Annotated in this window: 16 protein-coding genes; 7 read left to right on the top strand and 9 right to left on the bottom strand. The window is 68.9% G+C overall.

What is annotated here, in order from left to right:
* Positions 1-51 precede the first annotated feature (51 nt).
* Positions 52-1107: a magnesium/cobalt transporter CorA gene (corA, locus tag A5757_RS03735; RefSeq protein ID WP_066828771.1), complete on the top strand. Its 1056-nt coding sequence runs from the start codon at positions 52-54 to the stop codon at positions 1105-1107.
* Positions 1108-1117: 10 nt separating this feature from the next.
* Here the strand turns inward: corA and A5757_RS03730 are convergent, their stop codons facing one another.
* The 6 genes from A5757_RS03730 to A5757_RS03705 form a co-directional block, all read right to left on the bottom strand.
* Positions 1118-1711, bottom strand: a complete 594-nt coding sequence (locus A5757_RS03730) for a suppressor of fused domain protein (protein ID WP_066828770.1) — start codon at positions 1709-1711, stop codon at positions 1118-1120.
* Positions 1708-2925, bottom strand: coding sequence for an ABC transporter ATP-binding protein (locus tag A5757_RS03725; protein ID WP_066828769.1), 1218 nt, complete (start codon positions 2923-2925; stop codon positions 1708-1710). Before A5757_RS03725 ends, A5757_RS03730 begins: the two co-directional genes overlap by 4 nt.
* Positions 2926-2929: 4 nt before the next feature.
* Entirely contained in the window at positions 2930-3769 is an 840-nt protein-coding gene (locus A5757_RS03720) for a carbohydrate ABC transporter permease (RefSeq protein WP_066828765.1), read from the bottom strand.
* Positions 3766-4668: a carbohydrate ABC transporter permease gene (locus A5757_RS03715; protein ID WP_066828763.1), complete on the bottom strand. Its 903-nt coding sequence runs from the start codon at positions 4666-4668 to the stop codon at positions 3766-3768. Before A5757_RS03715 ends, A5757_RS03720 begins: the two co-directional genes overlap by 4 nt.
* Positions 4665-6062 (bottom strand): ABC transporter substrate-binding protein, encoded by a 1398-nt coding sequence (locus A5757_RS03710; protein ID WP_066828761.1) that lies wholly within the window; start codon positions 6060-6062, stop codon positions 4665-4667. Before A5757_RS03710 ends, A5757_RS03715 begins: the two co-directional genes overlap by 4 nt.
* Before the next feature lie 166 nt (positions 6063-6228).
* Positions 6229-6756 (bottom strand): general stress protein, encoded by a 528-nt coding sequence (locus A5757_RS03705; RefSeq protein WP_066828760.1) that lies wholly within the window; start codon positions 6754-6756, stop codon positions 6229-6231.
* 140 nt (positions 6757-6896) lie between these two features.
* On the opposite strand from A5757_RS03705, the gene A5757_RS23930 reads away from it, so the two are divergent.
* A complete protein-coding gene (locus A5757_RS23930; protein ID WP_066828971.1) occupies positions 6897-7376 on the top strand; it encodes a DUF4190 domain-containing protein in 480 nt (159 codons plus the stop codon).
* A 3-nt stretch (positions 7377-7379) separates the two neighbouring features.
* On the opposite strand, the gene A5757_RS03695 is transcribed toward A5757_RS23930, so the two are convergent.
* Positions 7380-8366: a CoA ester lyase gene (locus A5757_RS03695; RefSeq protein WP_066828758.1), complete on the bottom strand. Its 987-nt coding sequence runs from the start codon at positions 8364-8366 to the stop codon at positions 7380-7382.
* Here A5757_RS03695 and A5757_RS03690 point away from each other — a divergent pair.
* The 5 genes from A5757_RS03690 to A5757_RS03670 all read left to right on the top strand — a co-directional run bounded on the left by A5757_RS03690 (position 8365) and on the right by A5757_RS03670 (position 13445).
* Complete coding sequence (locus A5757_RS03690) at positions 8365-9660, top strand: magnesium transporter MgtE N-terminal domain-containing protein (RefSeq protein ID WP_066828757.1); 1296 nt, start codon at positions 8365-8367, stop codon at positions 9658-9660. The genes A5757_RS03695 and A5757_RS03690 overlap by 2 nt on opposite strands.
* Positions 9657-10202: a DUF1003 domain-containing protein gene (locus A5757_RS03685; RefSeq protein WP_066828756.1), complete on the top strand. Its 546-nt coding sequence runs from the start codon at positions 9657-9659 to the stop codon at positions 10200-10202. The genes A5757_RS03690 and A5757_RS03685 overlap by 4 nt, the downstream gene beginning before the upstream one ends.
* Before the next feature lie 87 nt (positions 10203-10289).
* Complete coding sequence (locus A5757_RS03680; RefSeq protein WP_066828755.1) at positions 10290-11519, top strand: lytic murein transglycosylase; 1230 nt, start codon at positions 10290-10292, stop codon at positions 11517-11519.
* A gap of 57 nt (positions 11520-11576) precedes the next feature.
* Positions 11577-12719 (top strand): Mrp/NBP35 family ATP-binding protein, encoded by a 1143-nt coding sequence (locus A5757_RS03675; protein ID WP_066828753.1) that lies wholly within the window; start codon positions 11577-11579, stop codon positions 12717-12719.
* 54 nt (positions 12720-12773) lie between these two features.
* Positions 12774-13445, top strand: coding sequence for a glycoside hydrolase (locus A5757_RS03670; RefSeq protein ID WP_281498023.1), 672 nt, complete (start codon positions 12774-12776; stop codon positions 13443-13445).
* On the opposite strand, the gene tatB is transcribed toward A5757_RS03670, so the two are convergent.
* Both tatB and A5757_RS03660 read right to left on the bottom strand, forming a co-directional pair.
* Positions 13442-13840 (bottom strand): Sec-independent protein translocase protein TatB, encoded by a 399-nt coding sequence (gene tatB / locus A5757_RS03665; RefSeq protein ID WP_066828749.1) that lies wholly within the window; start codon positions 13838-13840, stop codon positions 13442-13444. The genes A5757_RS03670 and tatB overlap by 4 nt on opposite strands.
* A partial coding sequence (locus A5757_RS03660; protein WP_066828747.1) for a S1C family serine protease occupies positions 13840-14958 on the bottom strand: 1119 nt, incomplete at its 5' end. The genes tatB and A5757_RS03660, both read right to left, overlap by 1 nt.

Raw genomic sequence — 14958 nt, 5'->3', positions numbered from 1 at the left:
AGGTTCCCCCACGGTGGGGAGCCGACGCCGGATCGCGCGTACCATCGTGCGATGCCCGAGTCGGCAAGGACCGACACCACCCGCGCCCGCGTCCCGGTGTCCCGCGTGATGGTCGACTGCGGCATCTACTGCGACGGCGAGCGGCTACCCGGTGACTACACCCACGCCGCCGCCATGGACCGGGTGCGCGAACTCCGGGCCGAGGGCCGCACCGCGTTCGTGTGGGTCGGTCTCCACGAACCCGACGAACAGCAGATGCAGTCGGTCGCCTCGGTGTTCGGGCTGCACCGTCTGGCCGTCGAGGACGCCGTGCACGCCCACCAGCGGCCGAAGCTCGAGCGCTACGACGACATGCTGTTCCTGGTCCTCAAGACCGTGAACTACATCGACCACGAGTCGATGGCCAACGTGCGCGACATCGTCGAGACCGGTGAGGTGATGGTGTTCGCCGGACCCGACTTCGTGGTGACCGTGCGCCACGGCGATCACAGCGGGCTGGCCAGTGTCCGGAGCCGCCTCGACGCCACGCCCGCGCTGATGGAACTCGGCCCGTACGCGGTGATGCACGCGATCGCCGATCAGATCGTGGACTCCTATCTGGAGGTCACCGAGATGGTGGAGGTCGACGTCGATGCGATGGAGGAGGACATCTTCTCGCCGGGGTCGCGCACCAACATCGAGAACATCTATCTGCTCAAACGCGAGGTGGTGGAGTTGCGCCGCGCGGTCTCACCGCTGGCCGCCGAGTTGGAGCGCATCAACGACTACGAGGATCTGATCTCGGTCGAGGTGCGCCGCTATCTGCGTGACGTCCTGGACCACACCATCCGCGCCGCCGACCGCATCAACACCTACGACGACCTGTTGAACTCGCTCGTGCAGGCCGCGCTCGGCAAGGTCGCGATGCAGCAGAACATCGACATGCGCAAGATCTCGGCGTGGGTGGCGATCGCCGCGGTGCCGACGGCGATGGCCGGGATCTACGGCATGAACTTCGACGCGATGCCCGAATTGCACTGGACCTACGGATATCCGGCGGTGCTGCTGACGATGCTGACGATCTGCCTGGTGCTGCACCGGGTGTTCCGCCACAACGGGTGGCTCTGACCGCCGCCGATCAGCTGGGGCTGGCGGCGCGCCGCCGCGGGTCGAGCACGTCGACCCCGTCGGTGCGCCACGCCTCCCGCATCGCGTCGGCACCCTTGAGCCGCACCCACGCCGCTTCGGTCGGGGTGATGGGCGTGGCCTGCAGGATCGTCACCTCCGGCATCGGGTCCGGCAGCTCAACGTCGTCGATATCGCTGGGACTCAACAGGAATGCAGTGAACGGGGCACCCTCCCACAGCGGCGACTCGAGGTCGATCAACGCGTCGGCGGCCAGCACCAGGCCCTCGACGGCGGGCGCGGCGGCCACCACCGCCACCGACCGGGCCAGCCCCTGCGGGGTCGCACCGCGCAGCGACACCACGATCTCCGCGCGCGGACCACTCACCGGGTCGGTCACCATCTCGGTGGGGTCGACCATCGGGTGGCGCGAACACCCCAGGGACACATAGTGTCCGACGTCCTGCGGATCGGGCCCGAACCGCAACACCTCGATGCGTTCGGTGCCGAGGAACGTGACACTGGCCGAGATGGGTTCGGCGGTTATGCCGCCCCGGCGGAAGTGCTCGCCCACCCGGGCGCGCACTGCGGCCAGGACGTCGGTCACTCGGCCTGGGCCGGCGGTTCGCTGACCTCGACGGCCCTGCCGCCCGCACCGTCGGGGATGGTGAGGTTGTCGCCGCTGTCCGCGTCGAAGATGACGATCTTCGACGTGTCGATCGCGAGCGTCACCCTATCCCCTTGGCGCACCGGCGATTCGGTCGAGACCCGCGCGACGAACTCGTTCTCGCCGGCGCCCGACTCGAGGGCCAGCTGGGCCAGCTGATCGGACTGCGCGCCTTTGCCCTCGGTGCGGAAGTGCACGTACTTCTCGGCACCGAGCGATTCGACCATCTCGGCCTTGACCTCGAAGCTCAGCGCCCGGATCCGGGCGTACCCGTCGAGAATCGACGCGTCCTCGAGATGCTCGGGCCGCACGCCGACGATGAGGTTCTTGGGCGAACCGCGCCGAGCCAGCAGCTCGCTCATCTCCTGGGTGAGGGTGATCTCGCCGAACGGCAGCTCGACGCCGACGTCGGTCAGCGTGGCGGGGAAGAAGTTCATCGCGGGTGAGCCGATGAAGCCGGCGACGAACAGGTTCGCGGGCCGGTTGTAGAGCTCCTCCGGCGAGCCGATCTGCTGGGCCACCCCGGCCAGCATCACCACCACCCGGTCCCCCAGCGTCATGGCCTCGGTCTGATCGTGGGTGACGTACACCGTCGTCGTGCCCAGCCGGTTCTGCAGCCGGGCGATCTCCGAACGCATTTGCACGCGCAGCTTGGCGTCCAGGTTGCTCAGCGGCTCGTCCATCAGGAAGGCCTTGGGATTGCGCACGATTGCGCGTCCCATCGCCACCCGCTGGCGCTGACCGCCCGAGAGCTGACCGGGTTTGCGGTCCAGCAGCTCGGTCAGATCGAGGATCTTCGCGGTCTCCTCCACCTTGGCGTCGATCTCGGATTTGGAGACCTTGGCCAGCGTCAGCGGAAACCCGATGTTCTGCCGCACCGACATGTGCGGGTAGAGCGCGTAGGACTGGAACACCATGGCGATGTCGCGGTCCTTGGGCGCCTTGTCGTTGACCCGCTCACCGCCGATGCGCAGCTCACCGGAGGTGATGTCCTCGAGCCCGGCGATCATGTTCAGCGTCGTGGACTTCCCGCATCCCGACGGGCCGACCAGGATGATGAACTCGCCGTCGGCGATGGTGATCGAGAGATCCTTCACGGCCGTCGAGCCGTTCGGATAGCTCTTCGACACCCGGTCCAAGACGATTTCAGCCATCGAACTACCCCTTCACCGCGCCGGACGTCAGCCCGGCGACGATCCGTCGCTGGAAGATGAGAACAAAGATGATGATCGGGATCGTGATGACCATGGCGCCCGCCGCGATCGACCCCGTCGGCTCCTCGAACTGGGAACTGCCGGTGAAGTTCGCGATCGCCACCGGCGCGGTGATCGCCCGTTCGGTCGCGGTCAGCGACAGCGCCAGCAGCAGGTCGTTCCACGCGAAGATGAACACCAGGATCGCCGCGGTGACGATGCCGGGCGCGGCCAGCGGTGCGATCACCTTGCGGAACGCCTGCGCGGGCGTCGCGCCGTCCATCTTGGCCGCCTTCTCCAGATCCCAGGGGATCTCCCGGAAGAACGCGGAGAGCGTGTAGATCGCCAGCGGCAGCGCGAACGTGATGTAGGGAATGATCAGACCCGGCCACGTATCGAACAGCCCGAGGCTGCGTTCGATGTTGAACAGCGGGGTCACCAACGAGATCTGCGGGAACATCGCGATCAGCAACGCGACGCCGACGAGCAGCTTCTTACCCGGAAAGTCCAGTCGCGCAACGGCATACGCGGCCATCCCACCGAACAGCACGGCGATCACGGTGGTGATCAGACCGATTCCGATGGAGTTGAACAGTGCCGAGGAGAAGCCGCTGCCGGAGAAGATGCCCTTGTAGTTGTCGAAGGTGATCTCCGTCGGGATCAGCTTGCCGTCCTTGACACTCGACGTCGGCTTGAGCGACAGCGACAGGATCCAGAGCACCGGGAACAGCGCATAGAGCACCACGAGGACGTTGACGACGGTCCATCCGACCGCACGGCCGGACTTCGCCTGCTGATCGCTCATCGCCTCTCCTCCGCGTCCGACCCGGGAGCCGACGCCCCGAAGAGTTTGATGTAGATGAACGCGATGATCGCCACGCACACGAAGATCAGCACGCTGATCGCCGACCCCAGGCCCAGATTGAACGCCTTGAACAGGTTGTTGTAGCCCAGGATCGACACCGATCCGGTGTTGTTGGAGCCTTGGGTGAGCACATAGATGTTGTCGAACACCCGGAACGCGTCGAGCGTGCGGAACAGCAGCGCGACCAGGATGGCCGGTTTGATCAGCGGCAGAATGACTTTCACGAGCCGCTTCCACGCCCCGGCGCCGTCCATCTGGGCGGCGTTGAGCAGATCCTGCGGCACCAGGGCCAAGCCGGCGAGCAGCAGCAGCGCCATGAACGGCGTCGTCTTCCACACCTCGGCCAGCACCACGATCGCCAACGACGGCAGCTGCTCGGTCAGCGGCGCACTGCCTTCCGGCAGCAGATTGGCCAGATATCCGGTGCCGGGCGTCCACGCGTAGTACCAGCTGTACGACGCCGCCACGGTGACGATCCCGTAGGGCACCAGCACCGCGGTGCGCACCACACCCTTGCCGAAGATCGTCCGGTGCATCACCAGCGCCAGCGCCATACCGAGCACGAATTCGATGGCCACCGACACGACGGTGATGCCGAGCGTCACCGCGAGTGCCGTCCACCAGTAGCCGTCGGTGAGTACGGTGACGTAGTTCTGCAGCCCGACGAACTCGACGTCGTCCGGGGTGGCCAGGTTGTAGCGCTGCAGGCTCAGCCACACCGAGTACAGAATCGGATAGCCGGTGACCGCGATCATCAGGATCACCGCGGGTGCGATCAGCAGGAACGCCAACCGCCGCTCGGAGCGCTTGTCGTCGGTGGCGCCCAGCGTGGCCGTCACGGGATCAGCCCCTTACCTTCGATCGCCTTCTGCACCTGCTCGGTCAGCTCGTCGGCCATCCGCTCCGGATCGATCTGATTGATCGGCGCCAGTGCCGCCGAGATGCGCGTCGACACCGCCTGATACTGCGGACTGGCCGGGCGCACGGCGGCGTCGATCAGCTGCTGACGGATGATCTCGTACTGCGGATAGCGCGTCTGGAACGCCGGATCGTCGTAGAGCGACGACCGCACCGCGGGCAGACCGCCCTCGACCGATGTGGTGCGCTGGTTCTCCGGGCTGCGCAGGCACCGGATGACCTCGAACGCCTCGGCCTTGTGCTGGCTGGTCTCGGCGACCGCCAGATTCAGACCGCCGAGCGTGACCTTGGCGGGCGTACCCGGATTCACCTCGGGAAAGGGGGCGAAGCCGAACACCTCGCGGCTGGCGTCATAGGCGGCTCTGAACTGCTCGTCGCTGGGCGAGAACGTGCCCGCGTCGTTGATGGCGTCGGCCAGGTCGGGGCGCTGGTTGAGCGGCAGGAACTCGACGCCGCCCTTGACCGCGTTCTCCAGCATCGAGGGCAGCACGAACGGCCAGTTGACCTCGAGTGCGGCCTTACCCGCTTCGAGGGCCAGGCGCGCGGTGCTCTCGTCGGACTGAGTGATCGACGGGTCGGCGCCGGGCGCGGTGGCGACGGACTTGATGACCTGCAGCGCCTTGACGGTGGCCGCACGGTGCTCGGGGGTGTCGGTCAGCGTCACCTTGGTGCCGTCGTCGGAGAGCACCTGCCCGCCCGCGCTCTCCAGCAGCGTGTTGAACCACACCACGAGGCCCTCGTACTGCTTGGCCTGCACGGCGATCCAGCTCGGCTGGCCGGCCGCGTGCAGGCGGGTGGCCTCGGCGACCATTCCGTCCCAGGTGGTGGGCGGCGCCGGCATCAGGTCGGCCCGGTACCAGAGCACCTGGGTGTTGGTGGTGACGGGTGCGGCGTAGAGCCGGTCGTGCCAGGTGGCCGTCTCGAGCGGTCCCGGCAGGGTGTCGGTTCGGGCGTCGTTCTCGGCCAGCCCCTTGGGGTCTTCGTCGAGCGGGACGATCCAGCCCGCCTCGGCGAACTCCGGCGTCCACACGACGTCCATCGCCATCACGTCGAGGGTCTTGTCGTTGCCGGTGAGCCGCCGCGCCAGCTGCAGCCGCTGTTCGTCGGCGCTCTTGGGCAAACTGACCTGCCGCACCGTGAACCCGTTGTCGAGCTCTTCGGTACACCGCTCGGCCAGCGCCGTGAACGTGGCCATCTCATTGGCCGAGGTGTAGAGATTGATGACTTTGCCGTCGCCGCCGGATCCGCATGCCGACAAGGTCGACACGGCCGTCAGCGCGGCGAGTGCTGCAGCACATTGCCGCCGAGCGCGCACCGCCAGCCTCCCGTCAGGCACCCGGTTGGCCGCCCCAGGCGGCTCCGGGCGGGAACCTCCCGCGGGCAAACCGTAGAGCCAGACGCGCGTGAAGTGCAACACCTCGGCGCCGACGCCGCGCGATTAGCGCCCGATCGTGACCTGCGGGATTACCCCGATCCGGCGGTCAGATGGTCAAGCGCGCCAACATGTCCCGGCCGCGTTCGGCGCTGGACGGATCACAGAGGACGTCGTAGCGGCCGGCCACCAGTTGCATGGTCGAGCTGAAATCCCTTGTGCCGCGCGCCATCGCGTAGGGGATGGCCGAAGTGATGAGACCGAAGAACACGCCGGCGATCAGGCCGGTGAGCAGGGCGCTCCACGGGTTCGGGCTGAAGAAGCCCAGGATCAGGCCGATGAACAGGCCGAGCCAGGCGCCGGTGAGCACCCCACCGCCCAGCACCTTCGGCCAGCTGAGCCTGCCGGTGACCCGCTCGACCTGCATCAGGTCGACCCCGACGATGGTCACCTGCTGCACCGGGAACTCCTGATCGGACAGGTAGTCCACGGCGCGCTGCGCCTCGGCGTAGGTGGGATAGGAACCGATCGGCCAGCCGCGTGGGGGCGTCGGCAACGGTGCGGCGCCGGGCCGCACACCGGAGGGGTTGGCAGGTGTCGCACCCGGGGTGGCGCCCGGTTGAAAAGGACTCGTCATCTGTCACATTCTCCTCTCTGCACCAGGTGATCGGCAGGGTTGGCCATCTGGTCAACGTCTGAGTGTCCGATTCCGTGCCCGGTGCGCTGCCCGCGTGAAGGGACCGTCGGCAGTCGCCGGTGCGCGCTAGGTTGATGGTCATGACGAACTCGGACCCGACGCCTGCGTCACCCTCCGGTTCCGGATCATCCGCCGAGCCGTCCGATCCGCCCGCGTATCTGCCGCCACCGGCCTACGACTATCCGCCCCCACCGCCGGCGTATCCGCCACCGCCGTATCCGTCTCAGTCATATCCGTCTCCGCCCGGATATCTGCCGCCGCCGGTGTATCCGGGCTACAGCTATCCGGGTGGCTATCCCGGCGGCTACCCGGGGGCCTATCCCGGCGGCTATGCCCAGGCCCCGACGAATCAACTCGCGATCTGGTCGCTGGTTGCCTCCGCACTCGGCTTCATCTGCTGCATCGGCTCGGCGGTCGGCGTCGGGCTGGGCTTCATGGCGCTCAACCAGATCAACGAGCGGCAGGAGGGCGGCCGGGGCCTGGCGATCGCCGGTATCGCCGTCGGCGGGGTGTCCCTGCTGCTGGCGGTCGCGTTCTGGGTACTCGTGCTGAGCGCCTGACCGTCAGGCGGGCGGCCGGAACGGCTCGGCCCGGCGGGTCATCCCGGCCGCGCGGCCCTTTCCGGCGATCACCAGCGCCATCTTGCGGCTGGCCTCGTCGATCATCTCGTCGCCGAGCATCACCGCGCCGCGCGCACCCCCGGCGCGGGAGGTGTGCCACTCGTAGGCCTCGAGCACCAGCTCGGCGTGGTCGTACTCCTCCTGGCGCGGGCTGAAGATCTCGTTGCCCGCGGCGATCTGGTCGGGGTGCAGCACCCACTTGCCGTCGTAACCCAGCGCCGCCGACCGTCCCGCCACCCGACGGAAGCCGTCGACGTCGCGCACCTTGACAAACGGGCCGTCGATGGCGAGCACGCCGTGTGTGCGGGCCGCGATCAAGATGCGCATCAGCACATGGTGATAGGCGTCGCCGACGTCGTAGCCCTGGGGTTGTTCGCCGATCACCTGGGTGCGCATGTTGAGGCTGGCGATCATGTCGCCGGGGCCGAGCACGAGGGCCTGCACCCGTGGCCCGGCCGCGATGGCGTCGACGTTCGACAGCCCTGACGCGGTCTCGATCTGCGCCTCGACGCCGATCCGCCCGACGGGCAGATCGTGGGTCGTCTCGAGTTGGGTCAGCAGCAGGTCCAGCGCCTGCAGGTGGGATACGTCGGTGACTTTGGGCAGCACGATGACGTCCAGGTGGGCGCCCGCGGTGGCGACCACCTCGATGACGTCGGCGTACGTCCACGGCGTGGTCCAGTCGTTGACCCGCACCCCCCGCAGCTGTCCTTCGGCCCAGCCGTCGTCGGCCAGCGCCTCCGCCACCCGGGTGCGCGCCTCCCCCTTCGCATCCGGCGCGACGGCGTCCTCCAGGTCCAGGAACACCTCGTCGGCGGCCAGGCTCTTCGCCTTCTCGATCATCTTGGCGCTGCTGCCGGGAACCGACAGGCAGGTCCGGCGGGGTGGGATCACGTTCGTCACGGTTTCACTCTCTACCCTTTGACCCATGGCGGCGGTGAACAGGGTCTATGCGGCCCGACTGGCGGGGATGGTGGTACTGGGCCCCGACGGGGAGTCGATCGGCCGCGTCCGCGACGTGGTGATCAGCATCAGCATCGTGCGCCGACAGCCGCGCGTGCTGGGTCTGGTGGTCGAACTGCTGACGCGCAAGCGGATCTTCGTGCCGATCCTGCGGGTTACCGCGATCGAACCGAACGCCGTCACGTTGACGACGGCCAACGTCTCGTTGCGGAAGTTCGCGCAGCGCCCGGGTGAGGCACTGGTGCTGGGCCAGGTGCTCGAGACGAGTGTGCGGGTCGACGATCCGGATCTGCCCGAGCTGGCCGGCGTCGACGTCATCGTGGTCGATCTGGGCATCGAACAGGTGCGCACACGCGACTGGATGGTCACCCGCGTCGCGGTGCGCCGCCACCGCAGGCTGGGCCGGCGCTCCAACGTCCACACCGTGGAGTGGCACCAGGTACACGGGCTCACCCCGTCCGGTCTGGCGATGCCCGACCAGGGGGTGGCCTCGCTGCTCGAACAGTTCGAGGGTCAGCGCCCGGTCGAGGTGGCCGAGGCGATCCGTGAGCTGCCGCCCAAGCGGCGCTACGAGGTGTTCAGCGCACTGGACGACGAACGCCTCGCCGATGTGCTGCAGGAGCTGCCCGAGGACGATCAGGCCGACGTGCTGCGCCAGCTCAAGACCGACCGGGCCGCCGATGTGCTCGAGGCGATGGACCCGGACGACGCCGCCGACCTGCTGGGCTCGATGACCCCGGCCGACGCGGAGACCCTGCTGCGGCGCATGGATCCGGAGGACTCCGAGGACGTGCGCAGACTGCTCGCCCACTCGCCCGACACCGCGGGCGGTCTGATGACCTCCGAACCGGTGGTGCTCGCCCCCGACACCACCGTCGCCGAAGCGCTGGCCCGGGTGCGCGATCCGGATCTGACGCCGGCGCTGGCGTCGATGGCGTTCGTGGCGCGCCCGCCCACCGCCACGCCGACCGGCCGCTATCTGGGCTGTGTGCACCTGCAGCGGCTGCTGCGGGAACCACCCGCGGCCCTGGTCAGCGGCATTCTCGACATGGACCTGCCGAGCCTGAGCCCCGAGGATTCGCTCGGCGCGGTGACCCGGTACTTCGCGGCCTACAATCTGGTCTGCGGTCCGGTCGTCGACGAGGAGAACCACCTGTTGGGCGCGGTGTCCGTCGACGACGTCCTCGATCACCTGCTTCCCGACGACTGGCGGGAACGGGTCGATGAACCCGAGATGAGCGCAGCGGAAAGGAAGCCGTGAGCGACGGGTCGATGCGGGGCCGCCTGGACACGCCCCGCGCTTCGCGTCGATCCCGCTTCGCCATCAATTTCGATCGCGAGATGGTGGGGCAGTACGGGGAGCGCCTCGCGCGGTTCCTCGGCACCGGCCGGTATCTCGCGGTGCAGACCATCATCGTGATCGTCTGGATCGCCCTCAATCTGTTCGCGGTGTCGCTGCAGTGGGATCCCTATCCCTTCATCCTGTTGAACCTGGCGTTCTCCACGCAGGCGGCCTATGCGGCGCCGCTGATCCTGCTGGCGCAGAACCGTCAGGAGAACCGCGACCGGGTCGCTCTCGAAGAGGATCGGCGCCGCGCCACCCAGACCAAGGCCGACACCGAATACCTGGCCCGCGAGCTCGCCGCGCTGCGATTGGCGGTCGGCGAGGTCGCCACCCGTGACTATCTGCGCCGGGAGCTCGAGGAGCTGCGCGACATGATCGCTGCCCTCCCGCAGGCCGAGGACGCAGAGTCCGGCGAACACGCGGACGGATCCGACCGCCGGCACCGGCGGCCGAACTGATCACGTTTCTGCAACGCACGTGACGCAAGGTATGTATGGTGACTTGGTTCACAGACCTCGGGTCGGGGTAGACGCTAGGACGGTTGGGTGCGCATAGGGGGAGTTGCCGCTCTCGGAGCGGCGCGGCGCCGGGCGGGGCATGTGCTGCGCACCCCGGCCGCCACCGGTATCGCGATCATCGCCCCGCTGGTGCTTGCGGGAGCAGTCGGCGCATCCGCACCCACTCCGGTGCGCGACAACGCCGTCACCCCATTGGCCGCGGTGGCGCCCACCGCGCCGAAGGACACGGGCGCGTCGGTGGTTGCCGTGAAGAAGGCGCCCGACCACTTCCAGATCGCCGCGTCCACGGTGTCCGCACCGCCGCCCGCGGTCGTGGTGAACTCCCCCGGCAACATGAAGATCCCGGCGATGGCCCTCAGCGCCTACCGCAACGCGGAGCGCATCATGGCCACCGCGGCCCCGAAGTGCGGGGTGAGCTGGAACCTGCTCGCCGGCATCGGACGTATCGAGTCGGGGCACGCCAACGGCGGCGCGACCGATGCCAGCGGCACCCCGGTCAACCCCATCTACGGCCCCGCCCTCGACGGCACCCTGCCTGGCAACGAGGTCATCGAGCTCAGCCGCAGCGCGGGTCGGGTCACCTACGCCCGGGCGATGGGCCCCATGCAGTTCCTGCCCGGCACCTGGGCGCGCTACGCCTCCGACGGCGACGGCGACGGCGAGGCCGACGTGCAGAACCTCTACGACTCGACGCTGGCGGCCGCGCGCTACCTGTGCAGCGGCGGGCTCAACCTGCGCGACTCGTCACAGGTGATGACCGCGATCCTGCGCTACAACAACTCCGTGGCCTACGCCCGCAACGTGCTCAGCTGGGCGGGCGGATACGCCACCGGGGTGGTTCCGGTCGACCTGCCGCCGATCACCGGTTCGGTTCCGCAGCTCGGCGACGCGCATCTGGACAGTTACCAGGGACTCGGCCCCGAGCTGGCGATGGCCACCGGCGATCCGATGGCGCTCCTCCCGCTGATGTCCCGTAATGACGCCGGTCAGCTGCCGACCGGCAACGTGCACGGCACCCCCGGCCCGCTGCTGGGACCGCTGCCCGGCCCGGCCCCCGAGGCCACTCTGCAGCCGGCCGCGCCGCCCGCACCCTGGACGCCGCCGTGGCTGGCTCCTCCGCCGGCACCGGCACCGGCGGGGCCGCCGCCGTGCGTGGTGTTCTGCCCGGGTGCACCCGCTCCGGCGCCGGCCCCCGGCCCGGCCCCGGTCCTCGCGGGACCTGCGCCTCTGGGACCGCCCCCCGGACCGGTGGCCTGACCGGCAGCAGTACGTCGTCGTTCTGACGGTCGGCCGCATCGGCCTAGACTCGCGGTGATGTCTGCGAACCCCGATGAGCGCGACGGCGCGATCCGCGCCGCACTGGCGAAGGTGATCGATCCGGAACTGCGCCGCCCGATCACCGAGCTCGGCATGGTCAAGAGCGTCACGATCGCCCCCGACGCCGGCGTGCATGTCGAGATCTACCTGACCACCTCCGCCTGCCCGAAGAAGACCGAGATCACCGAGCAGGTGCAGCAGGCTGTCGCCGACGTGCCCGGCACCGGCGCGGTCCGCGTCACCCTCGACGTGATGAACGACGAGCAACGCGCCGAACTGCGCAAGCAACTGCGCGGCGACTCCCGGGAACCGGTGATCCCGTTCGCGCAGCCCGGATCGCTCACCCGCGTCTACGCCGTCGCCTCCGGTAAGGGCGGCGTCGGCAAGTCGAGCGTGACCGTCAACCTGGCCGCGGCGATGGCCGCGCGTGGTCTGTCCGTCGGTGTCCTCGACGCCGACATCTACGGCCACTCCGTCCCCCGCATGATGGGCGTCACCGACCGGCCCACGCAGGTCGACTCGATGATCGTGCCGCCGCTGGCCCACGACGTGAAGGTCATCTCGATCGCGATGTTCACCCAGGGCAACACGCCCGTGGTGTGGCGCGGTCCGATGCTGCACCGGGCGCTGCAGCAGTTCCTGGCCGACGTGTACTGGGGCGATCTCGACGTGCTGCTGCTCGATCTGCCCCCCGGCACCGGTGACGTGGCGATCTCCGTCGCGCAGTTGATCCCCGGCGCCGAGATCCTGGTGGTGACCACTCCGCAGGCGGCCGCTGCGGAGGTGGCCGAGCGGGCCGGCGCCATCGCGCTGCAGACCCGGCAGCGCATCGTCGGCGTGGTGGAGAACATGGCGGGTCTGCAGCTGCCGGACGGTTCGACGCTGCAGCTGTTCGGCGAGGGCGGCGGCCGCCAGGTGGCCGACAGCCTGTCCCGCGCGGTCGGCGCCGACGTGCCGCTGCTCGGACAGGTGCCGATCGACAAGGCGATCGTGGACGCCGGCGACAGCGGAGTGCCGCTGGTGCTGTCGGATCCGGACTCCCCGGCGGGTAAGGAACTACGCGGTGTCGCCGATGCGCTGTCGGCTCGCAAACGAGGTCTGGCCGGGATGTCGCTGGGCCTGGATCCCGCCGGCCGCTGAAACACCGCGAACCGCACGCGAAGTCGGCCACGTCCGAGGCGTTGCGGGGCTAATCTGCTGAACGTGGGCAAGGGACTGTTCGCCGGCGGCCGGGGCAGGCTGCTGGCCGTCGTGGCGTCGGTCGCGCTGTCCGGCGCCCTGCTCTACGCCCAGTCCGGCACCCCGGCCGACAACCATGCCGTCGCCGCAGTTCCGGCCCAATCCGCTGCGCCGGCCGCGGCGCCGCCGGTCGTCAGCCCGCCTGCGGCGCTGCTGGCGGCGAACGCGCCCGATCTCCCGGCCGCCGCCCTGCCCTTCGAACTGCCCGCGGGCGTCGCCCCGGAGGGCGGGCTGCAGGTGCGCACCATCTGGGCGGCCCGCGCGATCAGCGCGATGTACCCGGAGATCACCACCATCGGCGGCTACCGGCAGGACCCGCTGAAATGGCATCCCAACGGGCTGGCGATCGACGTGATGATCCCGGACCACCACAGCGAGAAGGGCATCGAGCTCGGGAACCAGATCGCGGGGCTGGCTCTCGCGAACGCCGAGCGGTGGGGCGTGCTGCACGTGATCTGGCGGCAGGGCTACTACCCCGGCGTCGGCGCACCGAGCTGGACGGCGGACTACGGCTCGGAGACCCTCAACCACTTCGACCACGTGCACATCGCCACCATCGGCGGCGGCTACCCGACCGGCGAGGAGACCTACATGGTCGGGTCGATGAGCCCCGAGCCGAAGCGTTAGGTCGCGTCGCTGTCGAACGGGGTGACCCCCGGTGGCGGCGCCGGTGGGGCGCTCGGCGGGGCCGGCGGTCCGGGCTGAGTCACAGGCTTCTCGGGCGTCTTGTCGAAGTTGCCCGTCAGGAACGAGTCGTCGCCGTCGAGCAGGTGTTTGGTCAGCGCGGCGCGCGGCGTCATCCCCCGCAGTTTCTGCAGTTCGCTGATCGGCTCCCGCAGATCGTCGAACTCGGGTCCGAGATCCTGCCGGAGCTGGCTGGTGGCGCCGCTGATGTAGTCACGCGCCTGGCGCAGCGAGGTCGACGTCCAGCGGATCGCGCCGGGCAGCCGTTCCGGTCCCAGGATCACCAGCCCGGCGATGACCAGGATGAGCATCTCGCCCCAGCCGACGTTGGCGAACATCAGTCCGCGCTGTTGTCGGCCGCGGGAGTCACGATGAGCGTCACCGGACGCCCGTCGCGCATCACCTCGATCGGTGCCGGTTCGCCGACCTTGAGCTGACGGACCGCGACGACGAACTCGTCGGCGTCGGCGACCTCCCGGTTGCCGACCTTGACGACGACGTCGTTCTCCAGGATTCCGCCCCGTTCGGCCGGACTCCCCGCCACGACGTTGGCGACCTGCGCGCCGGACGCGACGTCGTTGCTGACCGACTTCGCGGTGAGCCCCAGCGTCGGATGCGAGATCCGGCCGTCGCGGATCAGCGCGTCGGCCACTGTCTTGACCTCGTTGACCGGGATCGCGAAGCCGAGACCGCTGGCGCTGTCGGACAGCGACTTACCCGCGGTGTTGATGCCGATGACGTTGGCGTCCATGTCGATGAGCGGGCCGCCGGAGTTGCCGTGGTTGATCGAGGCGTCGGTCTGCACACCGTCGATCACGGTGTCGGTGTCGGTCCCGTCGCCTGAAAGCGGCACCGGTCGGTGCAACGCGCTGATGATGCCGGAGGTGACGGTGCTGCGCAGACCGAGCGGCGCGCCCGCGGCGATGACTTCCTGGCCGACGCGCAGTTTGTCGGAGTCGCCCAGCTTGGCGACCTTGAGGTTCTCGACGTTGTCGACCTTGAGCACCGCGAGGTCGGTCTTGGGGTCACGACCCACGAGGTTGGCCGGCACCTCCTTGCCGTCGTTGAAGACGATGGAGATCTTGAACTTCGCCGGGTTGTTGGCCGCCTCGGAGATCACGTGGTTGTTGGTGACGATGTAGCCGCGCTCGTCGATCACCACCCCGGAGCCCTGCGACCCTTCCGGACCGTTCTTCGCCTCGACGGTGACCACGGAGTCGGCCACCTCGTCGGCGACCTTGGTGATGCGGTTCTCGGGGGGATCGCCGCTGTCCCCGGTCTCCAGCGTGACCTTCGACGTGGTGAATGCCGACACCTGGTCGGCGGTCTTGTTGCCGATCCAGCCGCCGAGGCCGCCGATGATCAGCGCGGTCAGCACCAGCACGGCCAGCGCGACATACGAAACCCGGCCGCCGAACAGCACCTGACGGACGCCGAGTTTGCCCTTATACACATC

It is taken from the genome of Mycobacterium sp. 852013-51886_SCH5428379 (assembly GCF_001665575.1).
Taxonomy (GTDB): Bacteria; Actinomycetota; Actinomycetes; order Mycobacteriales; family Mycobacteriaceae; genus Mycobacterium.
The sequence above is the reverse complement of the archived record's forward strand: the minus strand, read 5'-3'. Positions and strand labels throughout refer to the sequence as shown.

Bases quoted from the DNA above. Each gene is read 5' to 3' on its own strand.
- corA (WP_066828771.1), top strand. From the start codon at position 52: ATGCCCGAGTCGGCAAGGACCGACACCACCCGCGCCCGCGTCCCGGTG.
- A5757_RS03725 (WP_066828769.1), bottom strand. From the start codon at position 2,925: ATGGCTGAAATCGTCTTGGACCGGGTGTCGAAGAGCTATCCGAACGGC.
- A5757_RS03720 (WP_066828765.1), bottom strand. From the start codon at position 3,769: ATGAGCGATCAGCAGGCGAAGTCCGGCCGTGCGGTCGGATGGACCGTC.
- A5757_RS03705 (WP_066828760.1), bottom strand. From the start codon at position 6,756: ATGACGAGTCCTTTTCAACCGGGCGCCACCCCGGGTGCGACACCTGCC.
- A5757_RS23930 (WP_066828971.1), top strand. From the start codon at position 6,897: ATGACGAACTCGGACCCGACGCCTGCGTCACCCTCCGGTTCCGGATCA.
- A5757_RS03690 (WP_066828757.1), top strand. From the start codon at position 8,365: ATGGCGGCGGTGAACAGGGTCTATGCGGCCCGACTGGCGGGGATGGTG.
- A5757_RS03695 (WP_066828758.1), bottom strand. From the start codon at position 8,366: ATGGGTCAAAGGGTAGAGAGTGAAACCGTGACGAACGTGATCCCACCC.
- A5757_RS03675 (WP_066828753.1), top strand. From the start codon at position 11,577: ATGTCTGCGAACCCCGATGAGCGCGACGGCGCGATCCGCGCCGCACTG.
- tatB (WP_066828749.1), bottom strand. From the start codon at position 13,840: ATGTTCGCCAACGTCGGCTGGGGCGAGATGCTCATCCTGGTCATCGCC.